Below are 19,849 nucleotides of genomic sequence, written 5' to 3' on the forward strand. Positions count from 1 at the left end.
CTCTATTGTCCCAATCGGTCGAGCTTCTTCTCGACATCCTTCGCAAAGCGCTCAATGAACATGAGGGCTCTGACCTGCGCGGCAGCTTCCACGTACGCGCCCTTCCCGTCGATCAGCGAGTCCAGCGAGGACAGCGCCTGGCGGCGAGCACCATCAACCTCGTCGTGCAGCGCCTCCAGCGCCTTCAACTCGTGCGCGTCATCCAGCGACTCGCGCCATTCCATCTGCTGCATCAGGAAGTCGGCCGGCATGGCGGTGTTGTGCTCCGCATCGATGGGCACGCCATTCAGGGTGCACAGGTAGCTGGCACGCCTGATCGGGTCCTTCAGGCGCTGGTAGGCCTCGTTGATGCGCACCGACCATTGCATTGCCACGCGCTGCGCGGTTGCGCCTTGGGCGGCAAAGCGGTCGGGGTGCGCCTCACGCTGCAGGTCTTTCCAGCGGGCATCCAGCACCGCGCGGTCCTGCGCAAAGGCAGGCGGCAGGTCGAACAGTTCGAAATCGGTGGCGTCGAGCTTCATGAGCGGAAAAAAGCCGCCGGTCCATGACACGGCGGCGACTTTGGCTGTCGTTGCCCCCTGCAAGGGGGTTGGCCGCGCGCATGAAGAGCGCGCAGCCCGGGGGTGAACCTAGATCCTGAAGCTCTCGCCGCAGCCGCAGCGGTCGCGCTCGTTCGGGTTGTTGAACTTGAAACCCTCGTTCAGGCCCTCGCGCACGAAGTCCAGCTGCGTACCGTCGATGTAGGCCAGGCTCTTGGGGTCCACCAGCACCTTCACGCCCTGGTCCTCGAAGACCACGTCCTCGGGCGACAGGTCGTCCACGTACTCGAGCTTGTAGGCCAGGCCCGAGCAACCCGTCGTCTTGACGCCCAGGCGCACGCCCAGGCCCTTGCCTCGCTTGCTGAGGTAACGGTTGACGTGGCGCGCGGCGGCCTCCGTGAGCGTAACGGCCATGTTCAGTGGGCGGCTTCGGCCGCCGCGGTGGCGCCGTGCTTCTGCTTGTAGTCGCTGACAGCTGCCTTGATGGCGTCTTCCGCCAGGATCGAGCAGTGGATCTTTACCGGCGGCAGGGCCAGTTCCTCGGCGATCTGCGCGTTCTTCAGCGATGCCGCTTCGTCCAGCGTCTTGCCCTTGACCCATTCGGTCACCAGCGAGGACGAGGCGATGGCCGAGCCGCAGCCGTAGGTCTTGAAGCGCGCGTCTTCGATCACGCCGGTCTCGGGGTTGACCTTGATCTGCAGCTTCATCACGTCGCCGCAGGCCGGAGCGCCGACCATGCCGGTGCCCACCGTGTCGTCGCCCTTGTCGAAGGAGCCGACGTTGCGCGGATTCTCGTAGTGGTCGATGACCTTGGATGAGTAAGCCATGGGGTACCTCTTATCGATATGTGTTGTGTTGTCTCAATGCGCCGACCACTGGATCGTGTTCAGGTCCACGCCGTCCTGGAACATCTCCCACAGCGGGCTCAGCTCGCGCAGCTTGGCCACGTTGTGCTTGATGGTCGAGATGGCGTAGTCGATCTCTTCCTCGGTCGTGAAGCGGCCGATGGTCATGCGCAGGCTGCTGTGGGCGAGCTCGTCGCTGCGGCCCAGGGCGCGCAGGACGTAGCTGGGCTCCAGGCTGGCCGAGGTGCAGGCGGAGCCGCTGGAAACGGCCAGGCCCTTGATGCCCATGATGAGCGACTCGCCTTCGACGTAGTTGAAGCTCATGTTCAGGTTGTGCGGCACGCGGCGCTCCAGGTCGCCGTTGATGAACACCTGCTCGACGTCCTTCAGGCCGTCCAGCAGGCGCTGCTGCAGCTTGCGGGCCTTGGCGATGTCTTCCGCCATTTCCAGCTTGGACAGGCGGAAGGCCTCGCCCATGCCGACGATCTGGTGCGTGGGCAGCGTGCCCGAGCGCATGCCGCGCTCGTGGCCGCCGCCGTGCATCTGCGCTTCCAGACGAACGCGCGGCTTGCGGCGCACGTACAGCGCGCCAATGCCCTTGGGGCCGTAGGTCTTGTGCGAAGCCAGGCTCATCAGATCGATCGGCAGCTGCTGCACGTCGATCTCGAGCTTGCCGGTGGCCTGCGCGGCGTCGACGTGGAAGATCACGCCCTTCTCGCGGCACAGCTTGCCCAGCGCCACGACATCCTGGATCACGCCGATCTCGTTGTTGACGAACATCACGCTCGCCAGGATGGTGTCGGGGCGGATCGCCGCCTTGAACTTCTCCAGGTCGAGCAGGCCGTCTTCCTCGACGTCCATGTAGGTCACTTCGAAGCCCTGGCGCTCGAGCTCGCGCATGGTGTCGAGCACGGCCTTGTGCTCGGTCTTCACCGTGATCAGGTGCTTGCCCTTGCCCTTGTAGAAGTTGGCAGCGCCCTTCAAGGCCAGGTTGTTCGATTCGGTGGCGCCGGAGGTCCAGACGATTTCGCGCGGATCGGCGCCGATGAGTTCGGCCACATAGCCACGGGCCTTCTCCACGGCCTCTTCAGCCTCCCAACCCCAAGCGTGGCTGCGCGATGCCGGGTTGCCGAAATGCTCGCGCAACCAGGGAATCATCGCGTCCACCACGCGCGGATCGACCGGCGTGGTCGCGCCGTAGTCGAGGTAGATCGGGAAATGCGGAGTGACGTCCATGGCTGACTGTTCTTGATGTGTTCGTGGGGTCGTGCGGGCACCCAGGGCACATGCCCCGGCATGCCCGCGGTCGGGATCAGGACTTGGCGAAGACGTTGCCCAGCGCGAAGACCGAGTTGGGCGCGTTCACCCGAATCGGCTTGACCACGGGCTGCGCAGAGATCGCACGCTTGACCGCCGGCTTGTTCTCGACGGTGACGCCCTTGGCGAGCTGGTCGTCGACCAGCTTCTGCAAGGTGACCGAGTCGAGGAACTCGACCATGCGCTGGTTGAGCGAGGCCCACAGCTCGTGCGTCATGCAACGGCCGGCTTCGCCCAGGCAGTTTTCCTTGCCGCCGCATTGGGTAGCGTCGATCGGCTCGTCGACCGACACGATGATGTCGGCCACGGTAATTTCCGCCGCCTTGCGGCCCAGGGAATAGCCGCCGCCGGGACCACGGGTGGACTCCACCAATTCGTGGCGACGGAGCTTGCCGAACAGCTGTTCCAGGTACGACAGGGAAATCTGCTGGCGCTGGCTGATGGCAGCCAGCGTGACGGGACCGCTGTTCTGGCGCAGGGCCAGATCGATCATGGCTGTGACCGCAAACCGGCCCTTGGTAGTGAGACGCATCGCAAGCTCCTTATGTGCTTACCGTTGAAACCACACCGAAGTTTGTGACCTCGGTGGCTCGTCTCCGCCCTAACCGACTCTCGGCGGCACTGGAGACCCAGTGCGTTGGAGCCGGCCCTTCATCGCGAAGTTCTTTTGTTGTTGAGTAATTGAGTCAAGTATACCAGAAACCCTAGAGATCTCGGGTAAACACCAATGGCACCGGCTATGGACCCGATTGACCCAGCCAATGGGCTTTATTTCCCGGGCGTAAGCACCACGATGTTGTCGCCGTGCGCACCGCCGAAGGCCTGCTCGCGCAGCAACGCCAGCTGGTCGCGAACCCGCGCCGCCTTCTCGAATTCGAGATTGCGGGCGTGCTCCATCATCAGTTTTTCCAGACGCTTGATCTCGCGCGAGACGTCCTTCTCGCTCATGTCCTCGACCTTGGCGCGCTGCAGCTCGAGCTTCTCGGCTTCCTTGCCGCTCTTCTCGCTGTAAACGCCGTCGATCAGGTCCCGCACCGCCTTGACGATGCTGCGCGGCGTGATGCCGTTGGCCTCGTTGTGCGCGATCTGCCTGGCACGGCGGCGCTCGGTCTCGTCGATGGACCGTCTCATCGAGTCGGTCATCCTGTCGGCATACAGGATCGCCTTGCCGTTCAGGTTGCGCGCGGCGCGGCCGATGGTCTGGATCAGCGAACGCTCGGCACGCAGGAAACCTTCCTTGTCGGCGTCGAGGATGGCCACCAGCGACACCTCCGGGATGTCCAGGCCCTCGCGCAGCAGGTTGATGCCCACCAGCACGTCGAACGCGCCCAGGCGAAGGTCGCGCAGAATCTCCACGCGCTCCACCGTGTCGACGTCGCTGTGCAGGTAGCGCACCTTCACGCCGTTGTCGCTGAGGTAGTCGGTGAGCTGCTCGGCCATGCGCTTGGTCAGCGTGGTGATCAGCACGCGCTCGTTCTTCTCGACGCGGATGCGGATTTCCTGCAGCACTTCGTCCACCTGGTGGGTGGCGGGGCGCACTTCCACCTCGGGGTCGATCAGGCCGGTGGGGCGCACCAGCTGCTCCACCACCTGGCCGGCGTGCTGCTTCTCGTAGTCGGCCGGCGTGGCCGAGACGAAGATGCACTGGCGCATGCGGCGCTCGAATTCCTCGAACTTGAGCGGCCGGTTGTCCATCGCCGATGGCAGCCGGAAGCCGTACTCCACCAGCGTCGTCTTGCGCGCCCGGTCGCCGTTGTACATGGCGCTGAGCTGGCCGATCATCTGGTGGCTCTCGTCCAGGAACATCAGCGCGTCCTTGGGCATGTAGTCGGTCAGCGTGGCCGGCGGATCGCCCGGGGCGGCGCCCGAAAGATGGCGCGTGTAGTTCTCGATGCCCTTGCAGTGGCCGATCTCGGCGAGCATCTCCAGGTCGAAGCGGGTGCGCTGCTCCAGCCGCTGCGCCTCCACCAGCTTGTTGTCGGCCAGCAGCTCCTTCAGGCGCCCGTCCAGCTCGATCTTGATGGTTTCCACCGCGTTGACCACCTTGTCGCGCGGCGTCACGTAGTGGCTGGACGGATAGATCGTGAAGCGTGGGATCTTCTGCCGGATGCGCCCGGTGAGCGGGTCGAAGAGCTGCAGCGATTCCACCTCGTCGTCGAAGAGCTCGATGCGGATCGCCAGTTCGCTGTGCTCGGCCGGGAATACGTCGATGGTGTCGCCGCGCACGCGGAAGGTGCCGCGCGAGAAATCCTGCTCGTTGCGCATGTACTGCATGCGGATCAGCCGGCCGATCACGTCGCGCTGGCCGATCTTGTCGCCGATGCGCAGGATGAAGCGCATCTGCGTGTAGTCCTCGGGGGTGCCGATGCCGTAGATGGCACTCACCGTGGCCACGATGATGGTGTCGCGCCGCTCCAGCACGCTCTTGGTGGCCGACAGCCGCATCTGCTCGATGTGCTCGTTGATCGAGCTGTCCTTCTCGATGAACAGGTCGCGCTGGGGCACGTAGGCCTCGGGCTGGTAGTAGTCGTAGTAGCTGACGAAGTACTCGACCGCGTTCTTCGGGAAGAACTCGCGGAATTCGCTGTACAGCTGCGCCGCCAGCGTCTTGTTGGGCGCGAACACGATGGCCGGGCGGCCCAGGCGGGCGATCACGTTGGCCATGGTGTAGGTCTTGCCGGAGCCGGTCACGCCCAGCAGCGTCTGGAACACTTCGCCGTCGCGCACCCCCTCCACCAGCTGTTCGATGGCCGCGGGCTGGTCGCCTGCGGGGGGATAGGGCTGGAAGAGCTCGAAGGGGGAATCGGGAAAGCGCACGAATTCGCCCGGCTTGGCGGGGCCCACCGAACCTGTGGTTGGCGAGGCGGGAAGGACTTCTGGCAGCTCGGACATAGGGTGTTCCCGCATGACGTGGGTCGCAAACGTTAAAATTCAAGGGAACTGGATAGGTTAAACCGCCAGTTGCAAGAAAGCCCGGCCCAGGCCGGGTGTCCTCCCATCCCAACCGACTTTTCACCATGTCCATGTTCAACGCCGTCGAAATGGCGCCGCGCGACCCGATTCTTGGCCTCAACGAGCAATACGCTGCCGACACCAATCCGAACAAGGTCAACCTGGGCGTGGGGGTGTACTACGACGACAACGGCAAGCTGCCGCTGCTCGATTGCGTGAAGGCGGCCGAAGCGGACATGCTGAAGGCACCGACCGCCCGCGGCTACCTGCCCATCGACGGCATCGTCGCCTACGACAACGCGGTCAAGAGCCTGGTCTTCGGCGCCGACAGCGAGCCGGTGGCCACCGGCCGCGTCGCCACCATCCAGGCCATCGGCGGCACCGGCGGCCTGAAGGTCGGCGCCGACTTCCTCAAGAAGATCAGCCCGAACGCCAAGGTGCTGATCAGCGACCCGAGCTGGGAAAACCACCGCGCCCTGTTCACCAACGCCGGTTTCGCGGTCGAGAGCTACCCCTACTACGACCCCGAGAAGCTGGGCGTGAACTTCGACGGCATGCTCGAAGCCCTGGGCGCCGCCCCGGCCGGGACCATCGTCGTGCTGCACGCCTGCTGCCACAACCCGACCGGCTACGACATCACGCCGGCCCAATGGGACCAGGTCATCGGCGTGGTGCGCGCCAAGCACCTGGTGCCTTTCCTGGACATGGCCTACCAGGGCTTCGGCTACGGCATCGCCGAGGACGGCGCCGTGATCGGCAAGTTCGTGGCTGCCGGCCTGAACTTCTTCGTCTCGACCTCCTTCTCCAAGAGCTTCAGCCTGTACGGCGAGCGCGTGGGCGCCCTGTCGGTGCTGTGCGAGAGCAAGGAAGAAGCCGCGCGAGTGCTGTCGCAGCTGAAGATCGCCATCCGCACCAACTACAGCAACCCGCCGATCCACGGCGGCGCCGTGGTGGCGGCCGTGCTGAACGACCCGGAACGCCGCAAGGTCTGGGAGAACGAACTGGGCGAGATGCGCGTGCGCATCAAGGCCATGCGCCAGAAGCTGGTCGACGGCCTGAAGGCCGCCGGCGTCGAGCGCGACATGGGTTTCATCACCGAACAGATCGGCATGTTCAGCTATTCGGGCCTGACGAAGGACCAGATGGTGCGTTTGCGCAACGAATTCGGCGTCTACGGTACCGATACCGGCCGCATGTGCGTCGCTGCGCTGAACAGCAAGAACATCGAGTACGTTTGCCAGAGCATCGCGAAAGTTCTCTGATTACGTGAACTAGTGGGCGCAGCAGCGCGCCCGCGAAGTTGCGGCGCCGCAACCCGCTGGCGGACCCCGGTCCGCCAGCGAAGTTGAAAGTTTTCAGGCCGCCGTGGACGCCAAGGCCGCGTTCACAAAGATGTGACAGTTAGGTCTTGTCACATAGGGAACTCTCTCCTGCAACCGGTATCAGCCCACTGATATATTGCACTGCAGCGAAGAACACCAAGGCCCAACATGCTGTACCAACTCTACGAAGCCCAACGCTCCCTGATGGAGCCGTTCGCCGACTTCGCCCAGGCTGCCTCCAAACTGTTTGGCGCCGGCACCGGCTTCAGCCAGATGCCCATGGCCCAGCGCGTGGCCGCCGGCTACGACCTGCTCTACCGGCTGGGCAAGGACTACGAGAAGCCCGAGTTCGAGATCAAGACCGTGAAGGTCGCCGGCGACGACGTCGTCATCCAGGAGATCGTCGAGCTCGACAAGCCCTTCTGCGAGTTGCGGCGCTTCAAGCGCTTCACCGACGACACGCACACGCTGTCCGTGCTGAAGTCGCAGCCGGTGGTGCTCATCGTGGCACCTCTTTCGGGCCACTACGCCACGCTGCTGCGCGAGACGGTGCGCACCATGCTGCAGGACCACAAGGTCTACATCACCGATTGGAAGAACGCGCGCATGGTGCCGTTGTCCGAAGGCGAATTCCGCCTGGACGACTACATCAACTACGTGCAGGAATTCATCGCCCGCCTGCAGGACGAATACGGCCACTGCCACGTGATGAGCGTGTGCCAGCCCACGGTGCCGGTGCTGGCGGCCGTGTCGCTCATGGCCAGCCGCGGCGAGCAGACGCCGCTGTCTCTGACCATGATGGGCGGCCCCATCGACGCCCGCAAGTCGCCCACCGCGGTGAACAACCTGGCGATGAACAAGAGCTTCGAATGGTTCGAGAACAACGTCATCCACCGGGTGCCGCACGGCTTCCCGGGTGAAGGCCGCCGCGTGTATCCGGGCTTCCTGCAGCACACCGGCTTCGTGGCGATGAACCCCGACCGCCACGCCAAGAGCCACTACGACTACTTCAAGGACCTGATCAAGGGCGACGACGCCAGCGCCGACGCGCACCGCAAGTTCTACGACGAGTACAACGCCGTGCTAGACATGGACGCCGACTACTACCTGGACACCATCCGAACCGTGTTCCAGGAGTTCGATCTGGTCAACGGCACCTGGGAGGTGAAAGGCGTCGATGGCCAGGTCGAACTTGTTCGCCCGCAGGACATCGAGGGCAGTGCCCTGCTCACCATCGAAGGCGAGCTCGACGACATCTCCGGTTCGGGCCAGACCGAGGCTGCGCACGACCTGTGTACCGCCATTCCGGCGGGCAGCCGCAAGCACCTGGAGGTCAAGGGTGCCGGCCACTACGGCATCTTCAGCGGCCGCCGCTGGCGCGAGCATGTCTATCCGGAGGTGAAGGAATTCATCATCGCGCACGACCAGCCGCAAAAGCACCGCGGCACCTCCGGCGCCTCGGTCAGCTCCGAGGACAGCGTGCGCGCGGGCACCCAGCAACCGCGGTCGCGCGCACGCCCGGCCGCCGTGGCCGAGACGGTCGGCATCCGCCCGGCCCGCAAGAGCACCGCAGCCACCCGCAAGAAGGCGGCTCCGGCGCGGCGCTGAGCCGCTGCCATGAACCGGCTTGCCGCACGCATCAACGACGCACTGCCACAGACGCAGTGCACCCGCTGCGGCTACCCTGACTGCGCCGGCTACGCCCAGGCCATCGCCGACGGCGAGGCGGACATCCACCAGTGCCCGCCCGGCGGTGCCGAGGGCATCGAGCGACTGGCCGCGATCACCGGGCGACCGTCCAGGCCACTGGGCGAGGCGTTCGGCGTCGAAGGGCCGCGCGCCCTGGCGGTGATCGACGAGCACTGGTGCATCGGTTGCACGCTCTGCCTGGACGCCTGCCCGACCGATGCCATCGTGGGCATCAACAAGCGGATGCACACCGTGATCGAGCCGCACTGCACCGGCTGCGAGCTGTGCATTCCCGTGTGCCCGGTGGACTGCATCTCACTCGAAGTCGCCACACCCGGGCGAACCGGCTGGCAGGCCTGGTCGGCCGCGCAAGCCGGCGCCGCGCGTGCCCGCTACGCCGTGCACAAGGCGCGGCTGAGCGCGAAGGCCGCCACGGCCGAAGCCGAACCCGAATCGGCTGCCGCGCCTGAGGCGGCGCCTGCCGTCGACGAGGCCGCGGCACGCAAGCGAGCCGTGATCGAGGCCGCCCTTGCCAAGGCGCGAGCACGCCTGGCGCCACCCGGAGACAAGTCATGAGAACCGACACCCTTCTGCTCTTCCTGGCCGCTTCCTTCGTGCTGGCGGTCACGCCCGGGCCGACCATGCTGCTCGCCCTGTCCAACGGCATCTCAGGCGGCATGCGCCGCGCGCGCTGGGGAATCCTGGGCGCCTCGATGGGCAGCACCATCGTGATCGCCACGGTGGCCCTCGGCCTGGGCTCGCTCCTGGCGGCTTCCGAGTGGCTCTTCAATGCGATCCGCGCGGCCGGCGTGATCTACCTGGTCTGGCTGGGGATCAAGCTTTGGCGCAGCCCGCCGCCGGACGTGGCCGCCGCCCTCGCCGCGCCCGACACCGAGTCGCAGGGTCGCGTCGCGCTGCTGCGCAGCTTGACGGTGGCGCTGTCCAACCCCAAGTCGGTGCTGTTCTTCGCGGCCTTCCTGCCGCAGTTCATCGACACGGCGCAACCGCAAGGCCACCAGTACCTGGTGCTGGGCGCCATCTTCGTGGTGCTGGACACCTGCATCATGCTGGCCTATGCCGGCGCGGGCACCCAGGCCGTACGCTGGATGTCCCGCCGCAGTTTGCGCAACCTCAACCGCGGCTGCGCGGCAGGCATGTGGGCGCTGGCTGCCACCCTCGCCTTCTGGCGTCGGCCGGGCGCCTGAAACTGTTCAGGCGCGGCGGCGCTGCCACAGGAGCAGCAGCACGCCGGCCAGCACCACGGCCACCGCGTACCACTCGAAGCGCGAGACCGTCTCGCCCGCCACCCACACGCCCAGCATCATCGCGATCACCGGATTGACGAAGGTGTAGCTCGCCGCCAGCGAGGCCGGCGCACGCGCCAGCAGCACCATGTAGGCGTTGAAGGCGATGAGGGAGCCGAACACCACCAGGTAGAGCCATGCCGCCGCGGCCAGCGGCTGCGGCGGCCAGACCCAGCTTTCGTCCGCCAGCAGCGACAGGCCCATCAGCACCGCACCACCGCACAGCATCTCGCTGGCAAAGCCCATGGCGCCCTGCGCCAGCGGCAGGCTGCGCTGGCTCAGCACGCTGCCCAGTGACCAGCTCAGGCAGGCGACCGCCATCGCCACGAGGCCCAGGGGCGAGGCCTGGAAGCCGTTGCCCTGCGTCAGCATCAGCACCCCCGCCAGGCCCAGCGCGATGCCGGCCGATTCCCAGCGGCCCGGCACCATCCCCCAGAACAGGTTGAGCAGCGTGATCATCAGCGGCACCACCGCGATGAAGGCGACCACCAGCCCGGAGCCGATGGTGAGTTCCGCATGCGCCACGCCGCCCATGCCACCGCCCAGCATCAGGCCGCCCACCACCAGCGCATTGCGCCACTGCATCAACGAGGGCCAGGGCGCGCCGCGCCAGCGCATCCACGCCATGAGCAAGCCGCCGGCCACGAGAAAGCGCGTGCCCATCTGAAGAAAGGGCGCGAAGCTAAGCAGCGCGTACTTGATGGCCAGGTAGGTCGAGCCCCACACCACCCAGGTGGCGAAGAGGCACACCAGCACGAAAGGCGGCAAGGCGCGGCCCCGAAGGGTTGGCAAGGGTGTCCATGGCCAGCATGGTATGAAGGCGCACGGCATTCAGCCATGCGGGTTCGACGGCATCGGGACCAGAATGCCGTCGATTCAAAGGAAATTCATGACCGCCGCCTTCAACGCTGAATTGGACGCTCACGACACCCGCATCCTCGCCGAGTTGCAGGCCGATGCGCGCCTGAGCATGGCCGAGTTGGGCCGGCGTGTTCACCTGAGCCAGCCGGCGGTGACGGAGCGCGTCCGCAAGCTGGAGGCGAGCGGCATCATCAGCGGCTACCACGCCAGCGTGAACCTCTCGAAGCTGGGCTACGGCATCCGTGCGCTGATCCGCGTGGGCCGCGCGGACTACGACCGGGTCGTGAAGCTGGTGCAGCAGACGCCCGAGTGCGTGAATGCCTACAACGTGACCGGCGAAGACAGCTGGGTGCTGGAGATCGCAGTCGAGGACGTGGCCCACCTCGACGCTGTAGTCAGCAAGTTCTGCCTGCTGACCGAGACCGCCACGTCCATCATCCTGAACGTGGCGCGCGAGCATCAGCCGATGCTGCCGCCGCGCAAGCCGCCCGCGAAGGCAGGCGGCCGCAAGCTGCTCAGGGCCTGAGCGCGAGCGCCTTGAAGGCGGCCGTCACCTCGGGTGGCGCCTGCACCAGCTCGATCAGCACGCCCTCGCCCGCGATCGGGAATTCCTCGCTGGCCTTGGGATGCAGGAAGCAGATGTCGAAGCCTGCCGCGCCCTTGCGGATGCCGCCCGGCGCGAATCGCACGCCCTGGTCGGTGAGCCACTGAACGGCAGCCGGCAGGTCGTCGATCCACAGGCCGATGTGATTGAGCGGCGTGGCGTGCACCGCCGGCTTCTTTTCTGCGTCGAGCGGCTGCATCAGGTCCACCTCCACCTTGAAGGGGCCCTGCCCGATGGCGCAGATGTCCTCGTCGACGTTCTCGCGCTCGCTCCTGAAGGTGCCGGTGATCTCCAGGCCCAGCATGTCCACCCACAGGCGGCGCAGGTGAAGCTTGTCGAGGCCGCCGATGGCGATCTGCTGGATGCCCAGCACCTGGAAAGGACGGTTCATCGTGGTCATGCGCACACCTCCTGCGCTTCTGAGGTTGTGGTCCGGCGCGCGCGCAAGCCGAGCTTGCGCAGCAGTTGCACGTCGGCTTCCACGTCTGGGTTGCCGGTGACGAGCAGCTTGTCGCCGTAGAAGATCGAATTGGCGCCGGCCATGAAGCACAGCGCCTGCACTGCGTCGCCCAGCTGCTGGCGGCCGGCCGAGAGGCGCACGCGCGCCTTGGGCATGGTGATGCGCGCCACCGCGATCATCCGCACGAAGTCGAAGGGATCAATGGGCTCCGAATCGGCCAGGGGCGTGCCGGGCACGCGGACCAGGCTGTTGATGGGCACTGATTCCGGGTACGGCTGCAGATTGGCCAGCTGCGCGATCAGGCCGGCGCGGTGCACCGGTTGCTCGCCCATGCCCACGATGCCGCCGCAGCAGACGCTGATGCCGGCCTCGCGCACTGCCGACAGCGTGTCGAGCCGGTCCTGGTACTGGCGGGTCTGCACCACGTCGGTGTAGTACTCGGGCGCGGTGTCCAGGTTGTGGTTGTAGTAGTCCAGGCCGGCTTCCTTGAGCTGCCGGGCCTGGTGCGGCTCCAGCATGCCCAGCGTGGCGCAGGTCTGCAGGCCCAGGCCCTTCACGGCCTCGATGAGCTCGGCCACCTTCTCCACGTCGCGGTCCTTGGGCGCGCGCCAGGCGGCGCCCATGCAGAAGCGCGTGGCACCGGCGTCCTGCGCGGCCTTGGCGGCGCGCAGGACCTCGTCCACTTCCATCAGCTTCTGCGCCTTCACGCCCGTGTCGAACTCGGCGGCCTGCGGGCAGTAGCCGCAGTTCTCGGGGCAACCGCCGGTCTTCACCGACAGCAGGGTCGCCAGCTCGATGTCGCCTTCGGGGAAGTGCTCGCGATGCACCGTCTGCGCCTCGAAGACGAGGTCCATCAGCGGCTTGTCCAGCAGGGCCTGCACGGCCTCCACCGACCAAGGGCCACGGGCACGCACCGGCGCGGCCGGCCGGTGCAGGGTCACGGCATGGTCCACCGTCATCAGGCGAATTCCAGGATGACCTGGTCCACGGCCAACGACTCGCCCTTGTTGGCGGAGATCGTGCTCACCACGCCGTCGTGCGCAGCGAAGAGCACGTTCTCCATCTTCATGGCCTCGATCACCGCCAGCTTCTCGCCGGCCTGCACCTGCTGGCCCGGCTGCACCGACACCTCGACCAGCAGGCCGGGCATGGGCGACATGAGGTACTTGCTGAGGTCCGGCGGCGCCTTGTAGGGCATCAGCTTCATCAGTTTCGCCCCCAGGGGCGAGAGCACCATGGCCTCCACCTGCGTGCCGTTGTGGGCCACGCGCAATGCCAGCGGGTTCTTGCCGGCGCCCCGTTCCACCTGCGCAGTGAAAGGCTGGCCATTGACGATGCCCCTGACCACCACCGCACCCAGCGCGGCATTGCTGCTCATCTGCCAGGTCTTGCCGTTGAGCGTGACGGCGCTCGAACCCGTGCTGCCCTCGAAGTCTGTCACGGACACTTCGGTCTGGTGCTGCCGGCCTTCGCCGTCGACCGTGACCAGCGCGAACTTCTCCCCGATCTTCACGCCGTGGCCTTCCAACTGCCCGCTGATGCCCGAAGCACGCGCGCGGTAGCGGCGATGCATGAAGGCGGCCAGCGCCAGCAGGAAATCGGGTTCGCTGTGCGGCACGTCCTCGGCATGGAAGCCCTTGCCGTAGTTCTCGGCAATGAAGCCGGTGTTGAAGTCGCCCGCGACGAACTTCGGATGCGCCAGCAGCGCCGCCTGGAAGGGGATGTTGCTGCTCACGCCACGAATGACGAAGGCATTGAGCGCCTCGCGCATCTTGGTGATGGCGTGCTGGCGGTCCTTCCCGTGCACGATGAGCTTGGCGATCATCGAGTCGTAGTACATCGGGATCTCGCCGCCGTCGTACACGCCGGTGTCCACGCGCACGCCGTTCAGGTGCTCGGTGTCGGCCGCGAACATGTCCGTCTGCGGCGGCTGGAACTTCACCAGCCGGCCGGTGGACGGCAGGAAGTTGCGGAAGGGGTCTTCCGCATTGATGCGGCACTCGATCGCCCAGCCGTTGCGCTTCACGTCGGACTGCGCCAGCGGCAGCTGCTCGCCGGCCGCCACGCGGATCATCAGTTCCACCAGGTCCAGGCCGGTGATGCACTCGGTGACGGGGTGCTCCACCTGCAGGCGGGTGTTCATCTCCAGGAAGTAGAAGCTCTGGTCCTTGCCGACCACGAACTCCACCGTGCCGGCGCTCTGGTACTTCACCGCCTTGGCCAGGGCCACGGCCTGCTCGCCCATGGCCTTGCGCGTCTCGTCGCTGATGAAGGGCGACGGCGCTTCCTCGATCACCTTCTGGTGGCGGCGCTGGATGGAGCACTCGCGCTCGTTCAGGTAGATGACGTTGCCTTGCGAATCGCCCAGCACCTGGATCTCGATGTGGCGCGGCTCCTCGACGAACTTCTCGATGAACACGCGGTCGTCGCCGAAGCTGTTGCGCGCCTCGTTGCGGCAGGACGAGAAGCCCTCGAAGGCTTCCTTGTCGTTGAAGGCCACGCGCAGGCCCTTGCCGCCACCGCCGGCGCTGGCCTTGATCATCACCGGGTAGCCGATGTCCTTGGCGATCTCCACCGCGCGCTCGGCCGAGTCGATGGCGTCGTTCCAGCCGGGGATGGTGTTGACCTTGGCCTCGTTCGCCAGCTTCTTGGAGGCGATCTTGTCGCCCATGGCCGCGATCGAGTAGTGCTTGGGGCCGATGAAGACGATGCCCTCTTCCTCGACCTTGCGGGCAAAGGCCTCGTTCTCCGACAGGAAGCCGTAGCCCGGGTGAACGGCTTCTGCGCCCGTGGCCTTGCACGCGGCAATGATGCGGTCGGCCTGAAGGTAGGACTCGCGACTGGGCGCCGCGCCGATGTGCACGGCTTCATCGGCCAGCTCGACGTGGCGGGCTTCCTTGTCCGCGTCCGAGTAAACGGCAACGGTCTTGATGCCCATCTTCCGGGCGGTGACGATGACGCGGCAGGCGATTTCCCCGCGATTGGCAATCAGGATCTTCTTAAACATTTCGGGTCTCCGCGTGGAAATCGCCTGAGCGCGCTTCGCGCGCCATGCACTTTGGCTTCGCCGAAGCGGCCTTGCGGCCGCTTTCGCCGCGGTTCGCAATCAGGATCTTCTTGAACATGTTCTTCTTCTCCACACTTACAGGGGAATGTTCCCGTGCTTGCGCCAGGGGTTGTCCAGCTTCTTGTCGCGCAGCATCACCAGCGAGCGGCAGATGCGCTTGCGGGTTTCGTGCGGGAGGATGACGTCGTCGACATAGCCGCGGGCGCTGGCGACGAAGGGGTTGGCGAAGCGGGCCTTGTACTCGGCCTCGCGGGCTGCCAGCTTCTCGGGGTTGTTCTTGTCTTCGCGGAAGATGATCTCGACCGCGCCCTTGGCGCCCATCACCGCGATCTCGGCACGCGGCCAGGCCAGGTTGACGTCGCCGCGCAGGTGCTTGGAGGCCATCACGTCATAAGCGCCGCCGTAGGCCTTGCGGGTGATGACGGTGATCTTGGGCACGGTGCACTCGGCATACGCGTAGAGCAGCTTGGCGCCGTGCTTGATGATGCCGCCGTACTCCTGGCTGGTGCCGGGCATGAAGCCGGGCACGTCCACGAAGGTGACCACCGGGATGTTGAAGGCATCGCAGAAGCGCACGAAGCGCGCGGCCTTGATGGAGCTCTTGATGTCCAGGCAGCCGGCCAGCACCAGCGGCTGGTTGGCGACGATGCCCACCGTCTGGCCGTCCATACGGCCGAAGCCGATCAGGATGTTCTTCGCGTAGTCGGGCTGCAATTCGAAGAAGTCGCCGTCGTCGACCACCTTGGCGATCAGCTCCTTCATGTCGTAGGGCTTGTTCGGGTTGTCGGGCACCAGCGTGTCCAGCGACAGCTCGGCGCGCTCGGCCGGGTCGCCGCTGCGGCGCACCGGCGGTTTCTCGCGGTTGTTGAGCGGCAGGTAGTTGTACAGGCGCCGCAGCATCATCAGCGCCTCGACGTCGTTCTCGAAGGCCATGTCGGCCACGCCGCTCTTGGTGGTGTGGGTGATGGCGCCGCCCAGTTCCTCGGCCGTCACTTCCTCGTGCGTGACGGTCTTCACCACCTCGGGGCCGGTGACGAACATGTAGCTGCTGTCGCGCACCATGAAGATGAAGTCGGTCATGGCGGGCGAATACACCGCGCCGCCGGCGCAGGGGCCCATGATCATGCTGATCTGCGGCACCACGCCAGAGGCCAGCACGTTCTTCTGGAACACGTCGGCATAGCCGCCCAGCGAGGCCACGCCTTCCTGGATGCGGGCGCCGCCCGAGTCGTTCAGGCCGATCACCGGTGCGCCGACCTTCATGGCCTGGTCCATCACCTTGCAGATCTTCTCTGCATGCGCCTCGGACAGCGCGCCGCCGAACACGGTGAAGTCCTGGCTGAAGACGAAGACCAGGCGGCCGTTGATCATGCCGTAGCCGGTGACCACGCCATCGCCGGGGATCTTGTTGTCGGCCATGCCGAAGTCGGTGCAGCGGTGCTCGACGAACATGTCCCATTCCTCGAAGGTGCCGTCGTCCAGCAGCAGTTCGATGCGCTCGCGCGCGGTGAGCTTGCCCTTGGAATGCTGCGCGTCGATGCGCTTCTGGCCGCCGCCCAGGCGGGCCTGGGCACGGCGCTTCTCGAGTTCGTCGATGAGGTCTTGCATGATGTCTTTCGCGGAAAAATGTTGGTTTGTCTTGTGAGTCGAAATCGGGGTGCGCGCCTCAGCCGTTCAGCGCAGCGGCGGCCGACAGCAGGTTGCGGGCCGCGGTGGAAGCCGGCAGCTGGCCACCGGCCACCTGCTGCGAAAGTTGCGGCAAGAGCATGCGCACTTGCGGATGCTGCTTGAAGGCCTGCTTGAGGCCGGCGTCGATGCGCTCCCACATCCACGCCAGCGACTGCTTCTCGCGCCGCCTGTCGAGACGGCCGTTGGCCGTCTGCAGGGTCCTGAAACGGCTGACGGCGCGCCAGAACTCGACGACGCCGGTGCCGGCCAGGGCGCTGATCTGCAGCACCTGCGGCGTCCATTGCGCCAGCTCGGCGCCGCTGGCGGCGTCGTGCATCGCGGCTGCGTGCTCGGGATTGCCGTGGTGGCCGAACAGGCGCAGCGCCGAGGTGATCTGCGCCTGCGCGCGGGTGGCTGCATCACGGTCGAGGTCGGCCTTGTTGATGACCACCAGGTCGGCCAGCTCCATGACGCCCTTCTTGATCGCCTGCAGGTCGTCGCCGGCGTTGGGCAGCTGCATGAGCACGAACATGTCGGTCATGCCCGAGACCGCGGTCTCGCTCTGGCCCACGCCCACCGTCTCGACGATGACGATGTCGTAGCCAGCGGCCTCGCACACCAGCATGGCTTCGCGCGTCTTCTCGGCCACGCCGCCCAGCGTGCCGCTGGAGGGGCTGGGCCGGATGTAGGCACGCTCGTGCACCGACAGGCGCTCCATGCGCGTCTTGTCGCCCAGGATGGAGCCGCCCGACAAGGTGGACGACGGATCGATGGTGAGCACCGCCACGCGATGCCCCTGCTCGATCAGGTACAGGCCCAGCGTCTCGATGAAGGTCGACTTGCCGACGCCCGGCACGCCGCTGATGCCCAGGCGGAACGACTTGCCCGTGCGTGGCAGCAACGCCGTCAGCAGTTCGTCGCCCTGCGCGCGATGGTCGGCGCGGGTGGATTCGAGCAGCGTGATGGCCTTGGCGATGGCGCGCCGCTGCGGCAGGCCCGAGGCGTCCATGACCGATTCGGCAGTGACTGGCGATTGCGCCACCGTCAGGCCACCGAGGCGCGGATCTGTTCCAGCACATCCTTCGCGCTGGCCGGAATGGGCGTGCCCGGGCCGTAGATGCCCTTCACGCCTGCCTCGTACAAAAAGTCGTAGTCCTGGCGCGGGATCACGCCGCCGACGAACACGATGATGTCGTCCGCGCCCTGCTTGCGCAGCTCGCTGATGATGGCCGGCACCAGCGTCTTGTGGCCCGCCGCCAGCGTGGAAACGCCCACCGCGTGCACGTCGTTCTCGATGGCCTGGCGCGCGCACTCTTCCGGCGTCTGGAACAGCGGCCCCATGTCCACGTCGAAGCCCAGGTCGGCGAAGGCCGTGGCCACCACCTTGGCGCCACGGTCGTGGCCGTCCTGGCCCAGCTTGGAGATCATCACGCGCGGGCGGCGGCCCTGCTCTTCGGCAAAGGCATCGATCTCGGTCTTGAGTTTGTCCCAGCCCTCGGCCGAGTCATAGGCAGCTGCGTACACACCCGTCACCTTCTGCGTGTCGGCGCGGTGGCGCCCGTAGATCTTTTCCAGTGCATCGGAGACCTCGCCCACCGTGGCCCGAAGGCGCACCGCCTGGATGCTCAGGTCCAGCAGGTTGCCCTGGCCCGACTCCGCGGCCTGCGTGAGCGCATCCAGCGCGGCCTGCACCTTGGAACTGTCGCGCGAGCCGCGGATCTTCGCAAGACGCGCCACCTGCTGGTCGCGCACCTTGAGGTTGTCCACCTCCAGGATGTCTACCGTGTCCTCGGCCTTGAGCTTGTACTTGTTGACGCCCACGATCACGTCCTTGCCCGAGTCGATGCGCGCCTGCTTCTCGGCAGCCGCCGCCTCGATCTTGAGCTTTGCCCAGCCGGAATCCACCGCGCGGGTCATGCCGCCCATGGCCTCGACCTCCTCGATGATGGTCCAGGCGGCGTCGGCCATGTCCTGGGTCAGCTTCTCCATCATGTAGCTGCCGGCCCAGGGATCGATCACGCTGGTGATGTGGGTCTCTTCCTGGATGATGAGCTGCGTGTTGCGCGCGATGCGCGACGAGAACTCGCTGGGCAGCGCGATGGCTTCGTCCAGCGCGTTGGTGTGCAGCGACTGCGTGCCGCCGAACACCGCGGCCATGGCCTCGATGGTGGTGCGCACCACGTTGTTGTACGGGTCCTGCTCCGTCAGGCTCCAGCCGGAGGTCTGGCAATGCGTGCGCAGCATCAGGCTCTTGGGGTTCCTGGGCTCGAACTCTTTCATGATGCGGCACCACAGCAGGCGCGCGGCGCGCATCTTGGCCACTTCCAGGTAGAAGTTCATGCCGATGGCCCAGAAGAAGGACAGGCGGCCCGCGAAGTCGTCCACGTCCAGGCCCTTGGCCAAGGCGGTCTTCACGTACTCCTTGCCGTCGGCCAGGGTGAAGGCCAGCTCCAGCGCCTGGTTGGCACCGGCTTCCTGCATGTGGTAGCCCGAGATCGAGATCGAGTTGAACTTCGGCATGTTCTTCGCCGTGTACTCGATGATGTCGCCGATGATCCGCATGCTCGGCTGGGGCGGGAAGATGTAGGTGTTGCGGACCATGAACTCCTTGAGGATGTCGTTCTGGATGGTCCCTGACAGCTTGTCCTGCGACACGCCCTGCTCTTCCGCCGCCACCACGTAGCCGGCCAGCACCGGGAGCACGGCGCCGTTCATGGTCATGGACACGCTCACCTTGTCCAGCGGGATCTGGTCGAACAGGATCCTCATGTCCTCCACGCTGTCGATCGCCACGCCGGCCTTGCCGACGTCCCCGGTGACGCGCGGATGGTCGGAGTCGTAGCCGCGGTGGGTGGCCAGGTCGAAGGCCACGCTCACGCCCTGCCCGCCCGCCGCCAGGGCCTTGCGGTAGAAGGCGTTGGATTCCTCGGCGGTGGAGAAGCCGGCGTACTGGCGGATGGTCCAGGGGCGCACCGCGTACATGGTGGCCTGCGGGCCGCGCAGGTAGGGCTCGAAGCCCGGCAGCGTGTCGGCGTACTTCAGGCCCTCGAGGTCGGCCGCGGTGTAGAGCGGCTTGACGGCGATGCCGTCGGGCGTGATCCAGTTGAGCGCCTCCACGTTGCCACCGGGCGCGGATTTGGCGGCCGCCTTGGCCCAGGCTTGCAGGTCGGCGGATTGGAAGGTCGGTTCGGGTTTGGTGCTCATGGACGGCTCGAAGGCTG

19 protein-coding genes are annotated in these 19,849 nt (G+C 66.2%); 5 read left to right on the forward strand and 14 right to left on the reverse strand.

Annotation, left to right across the window (positions count from 1 at the left end; all coding sequences use genetic code 11):
- Nucleotides 1–2 precede the first annotated feature (2 nt).
- The 6 genes from hscB to uvrB all read right to left on the reverse strand — a co-directional run bounded on the left by hscB (nucleotide 3) and on the right by uvrB (nucleotide 5,593).
- Nucleotides 3–521, reverse strand: a complete 519-nt coding sequence (gene hscB, locus BM345_RS09945; protein ID WP_093378646.1) for a Fe-S protein assembly co-chaperone HscB — start codon at nucleotides 519–521, stop codon at nucleotides 3–5.
- 108 nt (nucleotides 522–629) lie between these two features.
- Nucleotides 630–953: an iron-sulfur cluster assembly protein IscA gene (iscA, locus tag BM345_RS09950; protein ID WP_093378648.1), complete on the reverse strand. Its 324-nt coding sequence runs from the start codon at nucleotides 951–953 to the stop codon at nucleotides 630–632.
- Nucleotides 954–955: 2 nt separating this feature from the next.
- Nucleotides 956–1,366, reverse strand: coding sequence for a Fe-S cluster assembly scaffold IscU (iscU, locus tag BM345_RS09955; protein ID WP_093378651.1), 411 nt, complete (start codon nucleotides 1,364–1,366; stop codon nucleotides 956–958).
- Between the two features lie 33 nt (nucleotides 1,367–1,399).
- Nucleotides 1,400–2,620: an IscS subfamily cysteine desulfurase gene (locus BM345_RS09960; RefSeq protein WP_093378653.1), complete on the reverse strand. Its 1,221-nt coding sequence runs from the start codon at nucleotides 2,618–2,620 to the stop codon at nucleotides 1,400–1,402.
- A 76-nt stretch (nucleotides 2,621–2,696) separates the two neighbouring features.
- Complete coding sequence (iscR, locus tag BM345_RS09965) at nucleotides 2,697–3,233, reverse strand: Fe-S cluster assembly transcriptional regulator IscR (RefSeq protein WP_093378655.1); 537 nt, start codon at nucleotides 3,231–3,233, stop codon at nucleotides 2,697–2,699.
- A gap of 236 nt (nucleotides 3,234–3,469) precedes the next feature.
- Nucleotides 3,470–5,593 (reverse strand): excinuclease ABC subunit UvrB, encoded by a 2,124-nt coding sequence (gene uvrB, locus BM345_RS09970; protein WP_254789669.1) that lies wholly within the window; start codon nucleotides 5,591–5,593, stop codon nucleotides 3,470–3,472.
- A gap of 125 nt (nucleotides 5,594–5,718) precedes the next feature.
- On the opposite strand from uvrB, the gene BM345_RS09975 reads away from it, so the two are divergent.
- The 4 genes from BM345_RS09975 (at nucleotide 5,719) to BM345_RS09990 (ending at nucleotide 9,869) form a co-directional block, all read left to right on the forward strand.
- Entirely contained in the window at nucleotides 5,719–6,915 is a 1,197-nt protein-coding gene (locus BM345_RS09975) for an amino acid aminotransferase (protein WP_093379423.1), read from the forward strand.
- Nucleotides 6,916–7,143: 228 nt separating this feature from the next.
- Nucleotides 7,144–8,583 (forward strand): polyhydroxyalkanoate depolymerase, encoded by a 1,440-nt coding sequence (locus BM345_RS09980; protein WP_093378657.1) that lies wholly within the window; start codon nucleotides 7,144–7,146, stop codon nucleotides 8,581–8,583.
- A 9-nt stretch (nucleotides 8,584–8,592) separates the two neighbouring features.
- On the forward strand, nucleotides 8,593–9,240 hold the full coding sequence (locus BM345_RS09985) for an RnfABCDGE type electron transport complex subunit B (RefSeq protein ID WP_093378660.1): 648 nt from the start codon (nucleotides 8,593–8,595) through the stop codon (nucleotides 9,238–9,240).
- Complete coding sequence (locus tag BM345_RS09990; protein WP_093378662.1) at nucleotides 9,237–9,869, forward strand: LysE family translocator; 633 nt, start codon at nucleotides 9,237–9,239, stop codon at nucleotides 9,867–9,869. Before BM345_RS09985 ends, BM345_RS09990 begins: the two co-directional genes overlap by 4 nt.
- Nucleotides 9,870–9,875: 6 nt before the next feature.
- Here BM345_RS09990 and BM345_RS09995 read toward each other — a convergent pair whose 3' ends face one another.
- Complete coding sequence (locus BM345_RS09995; RefSeq protein WP_254789670.1) at nucleotides 9,876–10,760, reverse strand: EamA family transporter; 885 nt, start codon at nucleotides 10,758–10,760, stop codon at nucleotides 9,876–9,878.
- A gap of 97 nt (nucleotides 10,761–10,857) precedes the next feature.
- On the opposite strand from BM345_RS09995, the gene BM345_RS10000 reads away from it, so the two are divergent.
- Complete coding sequence (locus BM345_RS10000) at nucleotides 10,858–11,355, forward strand: Lrp/AsnC family transcriptional regulator (protein WP_093378667.1); 498 nt, start codon at nucleotides 10,858–10,860, stop codon at nucleotides 11,353–11,355.
- Here the strand turns inward: BM345_RS10000 and BM345_RS10005 are convergent.
- Genes BM345_RS10005 through scpA form a run of 7 tightly spaced genes read right to left on the reverse strand, consistent with a single transcriptional unit; the run spans nucleotide 11,345 to nucleotide 19,832 of the window.
- Entirely contained in the window at nucleotides 11,345–11,833 is a 489-nt protein-coding gene (locus BM345_RS10005; RefSeq protein ID WP_093378670.1) for a VOC family protein, read from the reverse strand. The genes BM345_RS10000 and BM345_RS10005 overlap by 11 nt on opposite strands.
- Nucleotides 11,830–12,852 (reverse strand): biotin synthase BioB, encoded by a 1,023-nt coding sequence (bioB, locus tag BM345_RS10010; protein ID WP_093378673.1) that lies wholly within the window; start codon nucleotides 12,850–12,852, stop codon nucleotides 11,830–11,832. The genes BM345_RS10005 and bioB overlap by 4 nt, the downstream gene beginning before the upstream one ends.
- Nucleotides 12,852–14,900 (reverse strand): acetyl-CoA carboxylase biotin carboxylase subunit, encoded by a 2,049-nt coding sequence (locus BM345_RS10015; RefSeq protein ID WP_093378676.1) that lies wholly within the window; start codon nucleotides 14,898–14,900, stop codon nucleotides 12,852–12,854. Before BM345_RS10015 ends, bioB begins: the two co-directional genes overlap by 1 nt.
- Entirely contained in the window at nucleotides 14,893–15,018 is a 126-nt protein-coding gene (locus BM345_RS30735) for a hypothetical protein (protein ID WP_302847511.1), read from the reverse strand. Before BM345_RS30735 ends, BM345_RS10015 begins: the two co-directional genes overlap by 8 nt.
- 17 nt (nucleotides 15,019–15,035) lie before the next feature.
- A complete protein-coding gene (locus BM345_RS10020; protein WP_093378678.1) occupies nucleotides 15,036–16,568 on the reverse strand; it encodes an acyl-CoA carboxylase subunit beta in 1,533 nt (510 codons plus the stop codon).
- 58 nt (nucleotides 16,569–16,626) lie between these two features.
- Nucleotides 16,627–17,670 carry a methylmalonyl Co-A mutase-associated GTPase MeaB gene (gene meaB / locus BM345_RS10025; RefSeq protein WP_302847512.1) on the reverse strand — a complete coding sequence of 348 codons (1,044 nt, stop codon included), beginning with the start codon at nucleotides 17,668–17,670 and terminating at the stop codon, nucleotides 16,627–16,629.
- A gap of 2 nt (nucleotides 17,671–17,672) precedes the next feature.
- A complete protein-coding gene (gene scpA, locus BM345_RS10030) occupies nucleotides 17,673–19,832 on the reverse strand; it encodes a methylmalonyl-CoA mutase (protein ID WP_093378681.1) in 2,160 nt (719 codons plus the stop codon).
- Nucleotides 19,833–19,849: the final 17 nt, after the last annotated feature.

Origin of the sequence: Variovorax sp. OV329, assembly GCF_900114785.1 — a bacterium.
GTDB lineage: Bacteria > Pseudomonadota > Gammaproteobacteria > Burkholderiales > Burkholderiaceae_C > Variovorax.

Coding starts and splice junctions, on each gene's coding strand:
- hscB (WP_093378646.1), bottom strand. CDS start 521: ATGAAGCTCGACGCCACCGATTTCGAACTGTTCGACCTGCCGCCTGCC.
- iscA (WP_093378648.1), bottom strand. CDS start 953: ATGGCCGTTACGCTCACGGAGGCCGCCGCGCGCCACGTCAACCGTTAC.
- iscU (WP_093378651.1), bottom strand. CDS start 1,366: ATGGCTTACTCATCCAAGGTCATCGACCACTACGAGAATCCGCGCAAC.
- BM345_RS09960 (WP_093378653.1), bottom strand. CDS start 2,620: ATGGACGTCACTCCGCATTTCCCGATCTACCTCGACTACGGCGCGACC.
- iscR (WP_093378655.1), bottom strand. CDS start 3,233: ATGCGTCTCACTACCAAGGGCCGGTTTGCGGTCACAGCCATGATCGAT.
- uvrB (WP_254789669.1), bottom strand. CDS start 5,593: ATGTCCGAGCTGCCAGAAGTCCTTCCCGCCTCGCCAACCACAGGTTCG.
- BM345_RS09975 (WP_093379423.1), top strand. CDS start 5,719: ATGTCCATGTTCAACGCCGTCGAAATGGCGCCGCGCGACCCGATTCTT.
- BM345_RS09980 (WP_093378657.1), top strand. CDS start 7,144: ATGCTGTACCAACTCTACGAAGCCCAACGCTCCCTGATGGAGCCGTTC.
- BM345_RS09985 (WP_093378660.1), top strand. CDS start 8,593: ATGAACCGGCTTGCCGCACGCATCAACGACGCACTGCCACAGACGCAG.
- BM345_RS09990 (WP_093378662.1), top strand. CDS start 9,237: ATGAGAACCGACACCCTTCTGCTCTTCCTGGCCGCTTCCTTCGTGCTG.
- BM345_RS10000 (WP_093378667.1), top strand. CDS start 10,858: ATGACCGCCGCCTTCAACGCTGAATTGGACGCTCACGACACCCGCATC.
- BM345_RS10005 (WP_093378670.1), bottom strand. CDS start 11,833: ATGACCACGATGAACCGTCCTTTCCAGGTGCTGGGCATCCAGCAGATC.
- bioB (WP_093378673.1), bottom strand. CDS start 12,852: ATGACGGTGGACCATGCCGTGACCCTGCACCGGCCGGCCGCGCCGGTG.
- BM345_RS10015 (WP_093378676.1), bottom strand. CDS start 14,900: ATGTTTAAGAAGATCCTGATTGCCAATCGCGGGGAAATCGCCTGCCGC.
- BM345_RS30735 (WP_302847511.1), bottom strand. CDS start 15,018: ATGTTCAAGAAGATCCTGATTGCGAACCGCGGCGAAAGCGGCCGCAAG.
- BM345_RS10020 (WP_093378678.1), bottom strand. CDS start 16,568: ATGCAAGACCTCATCGACGAACTCGAGAAGCGCCGTGCCCAGGCCCGC.
- scpA (WP_093378681.1), bottom strand. CDS start 19,832: ATGAGCACCAAACCCGAACCGACCTTCCAATCCGCCGACCTGCAAGCC.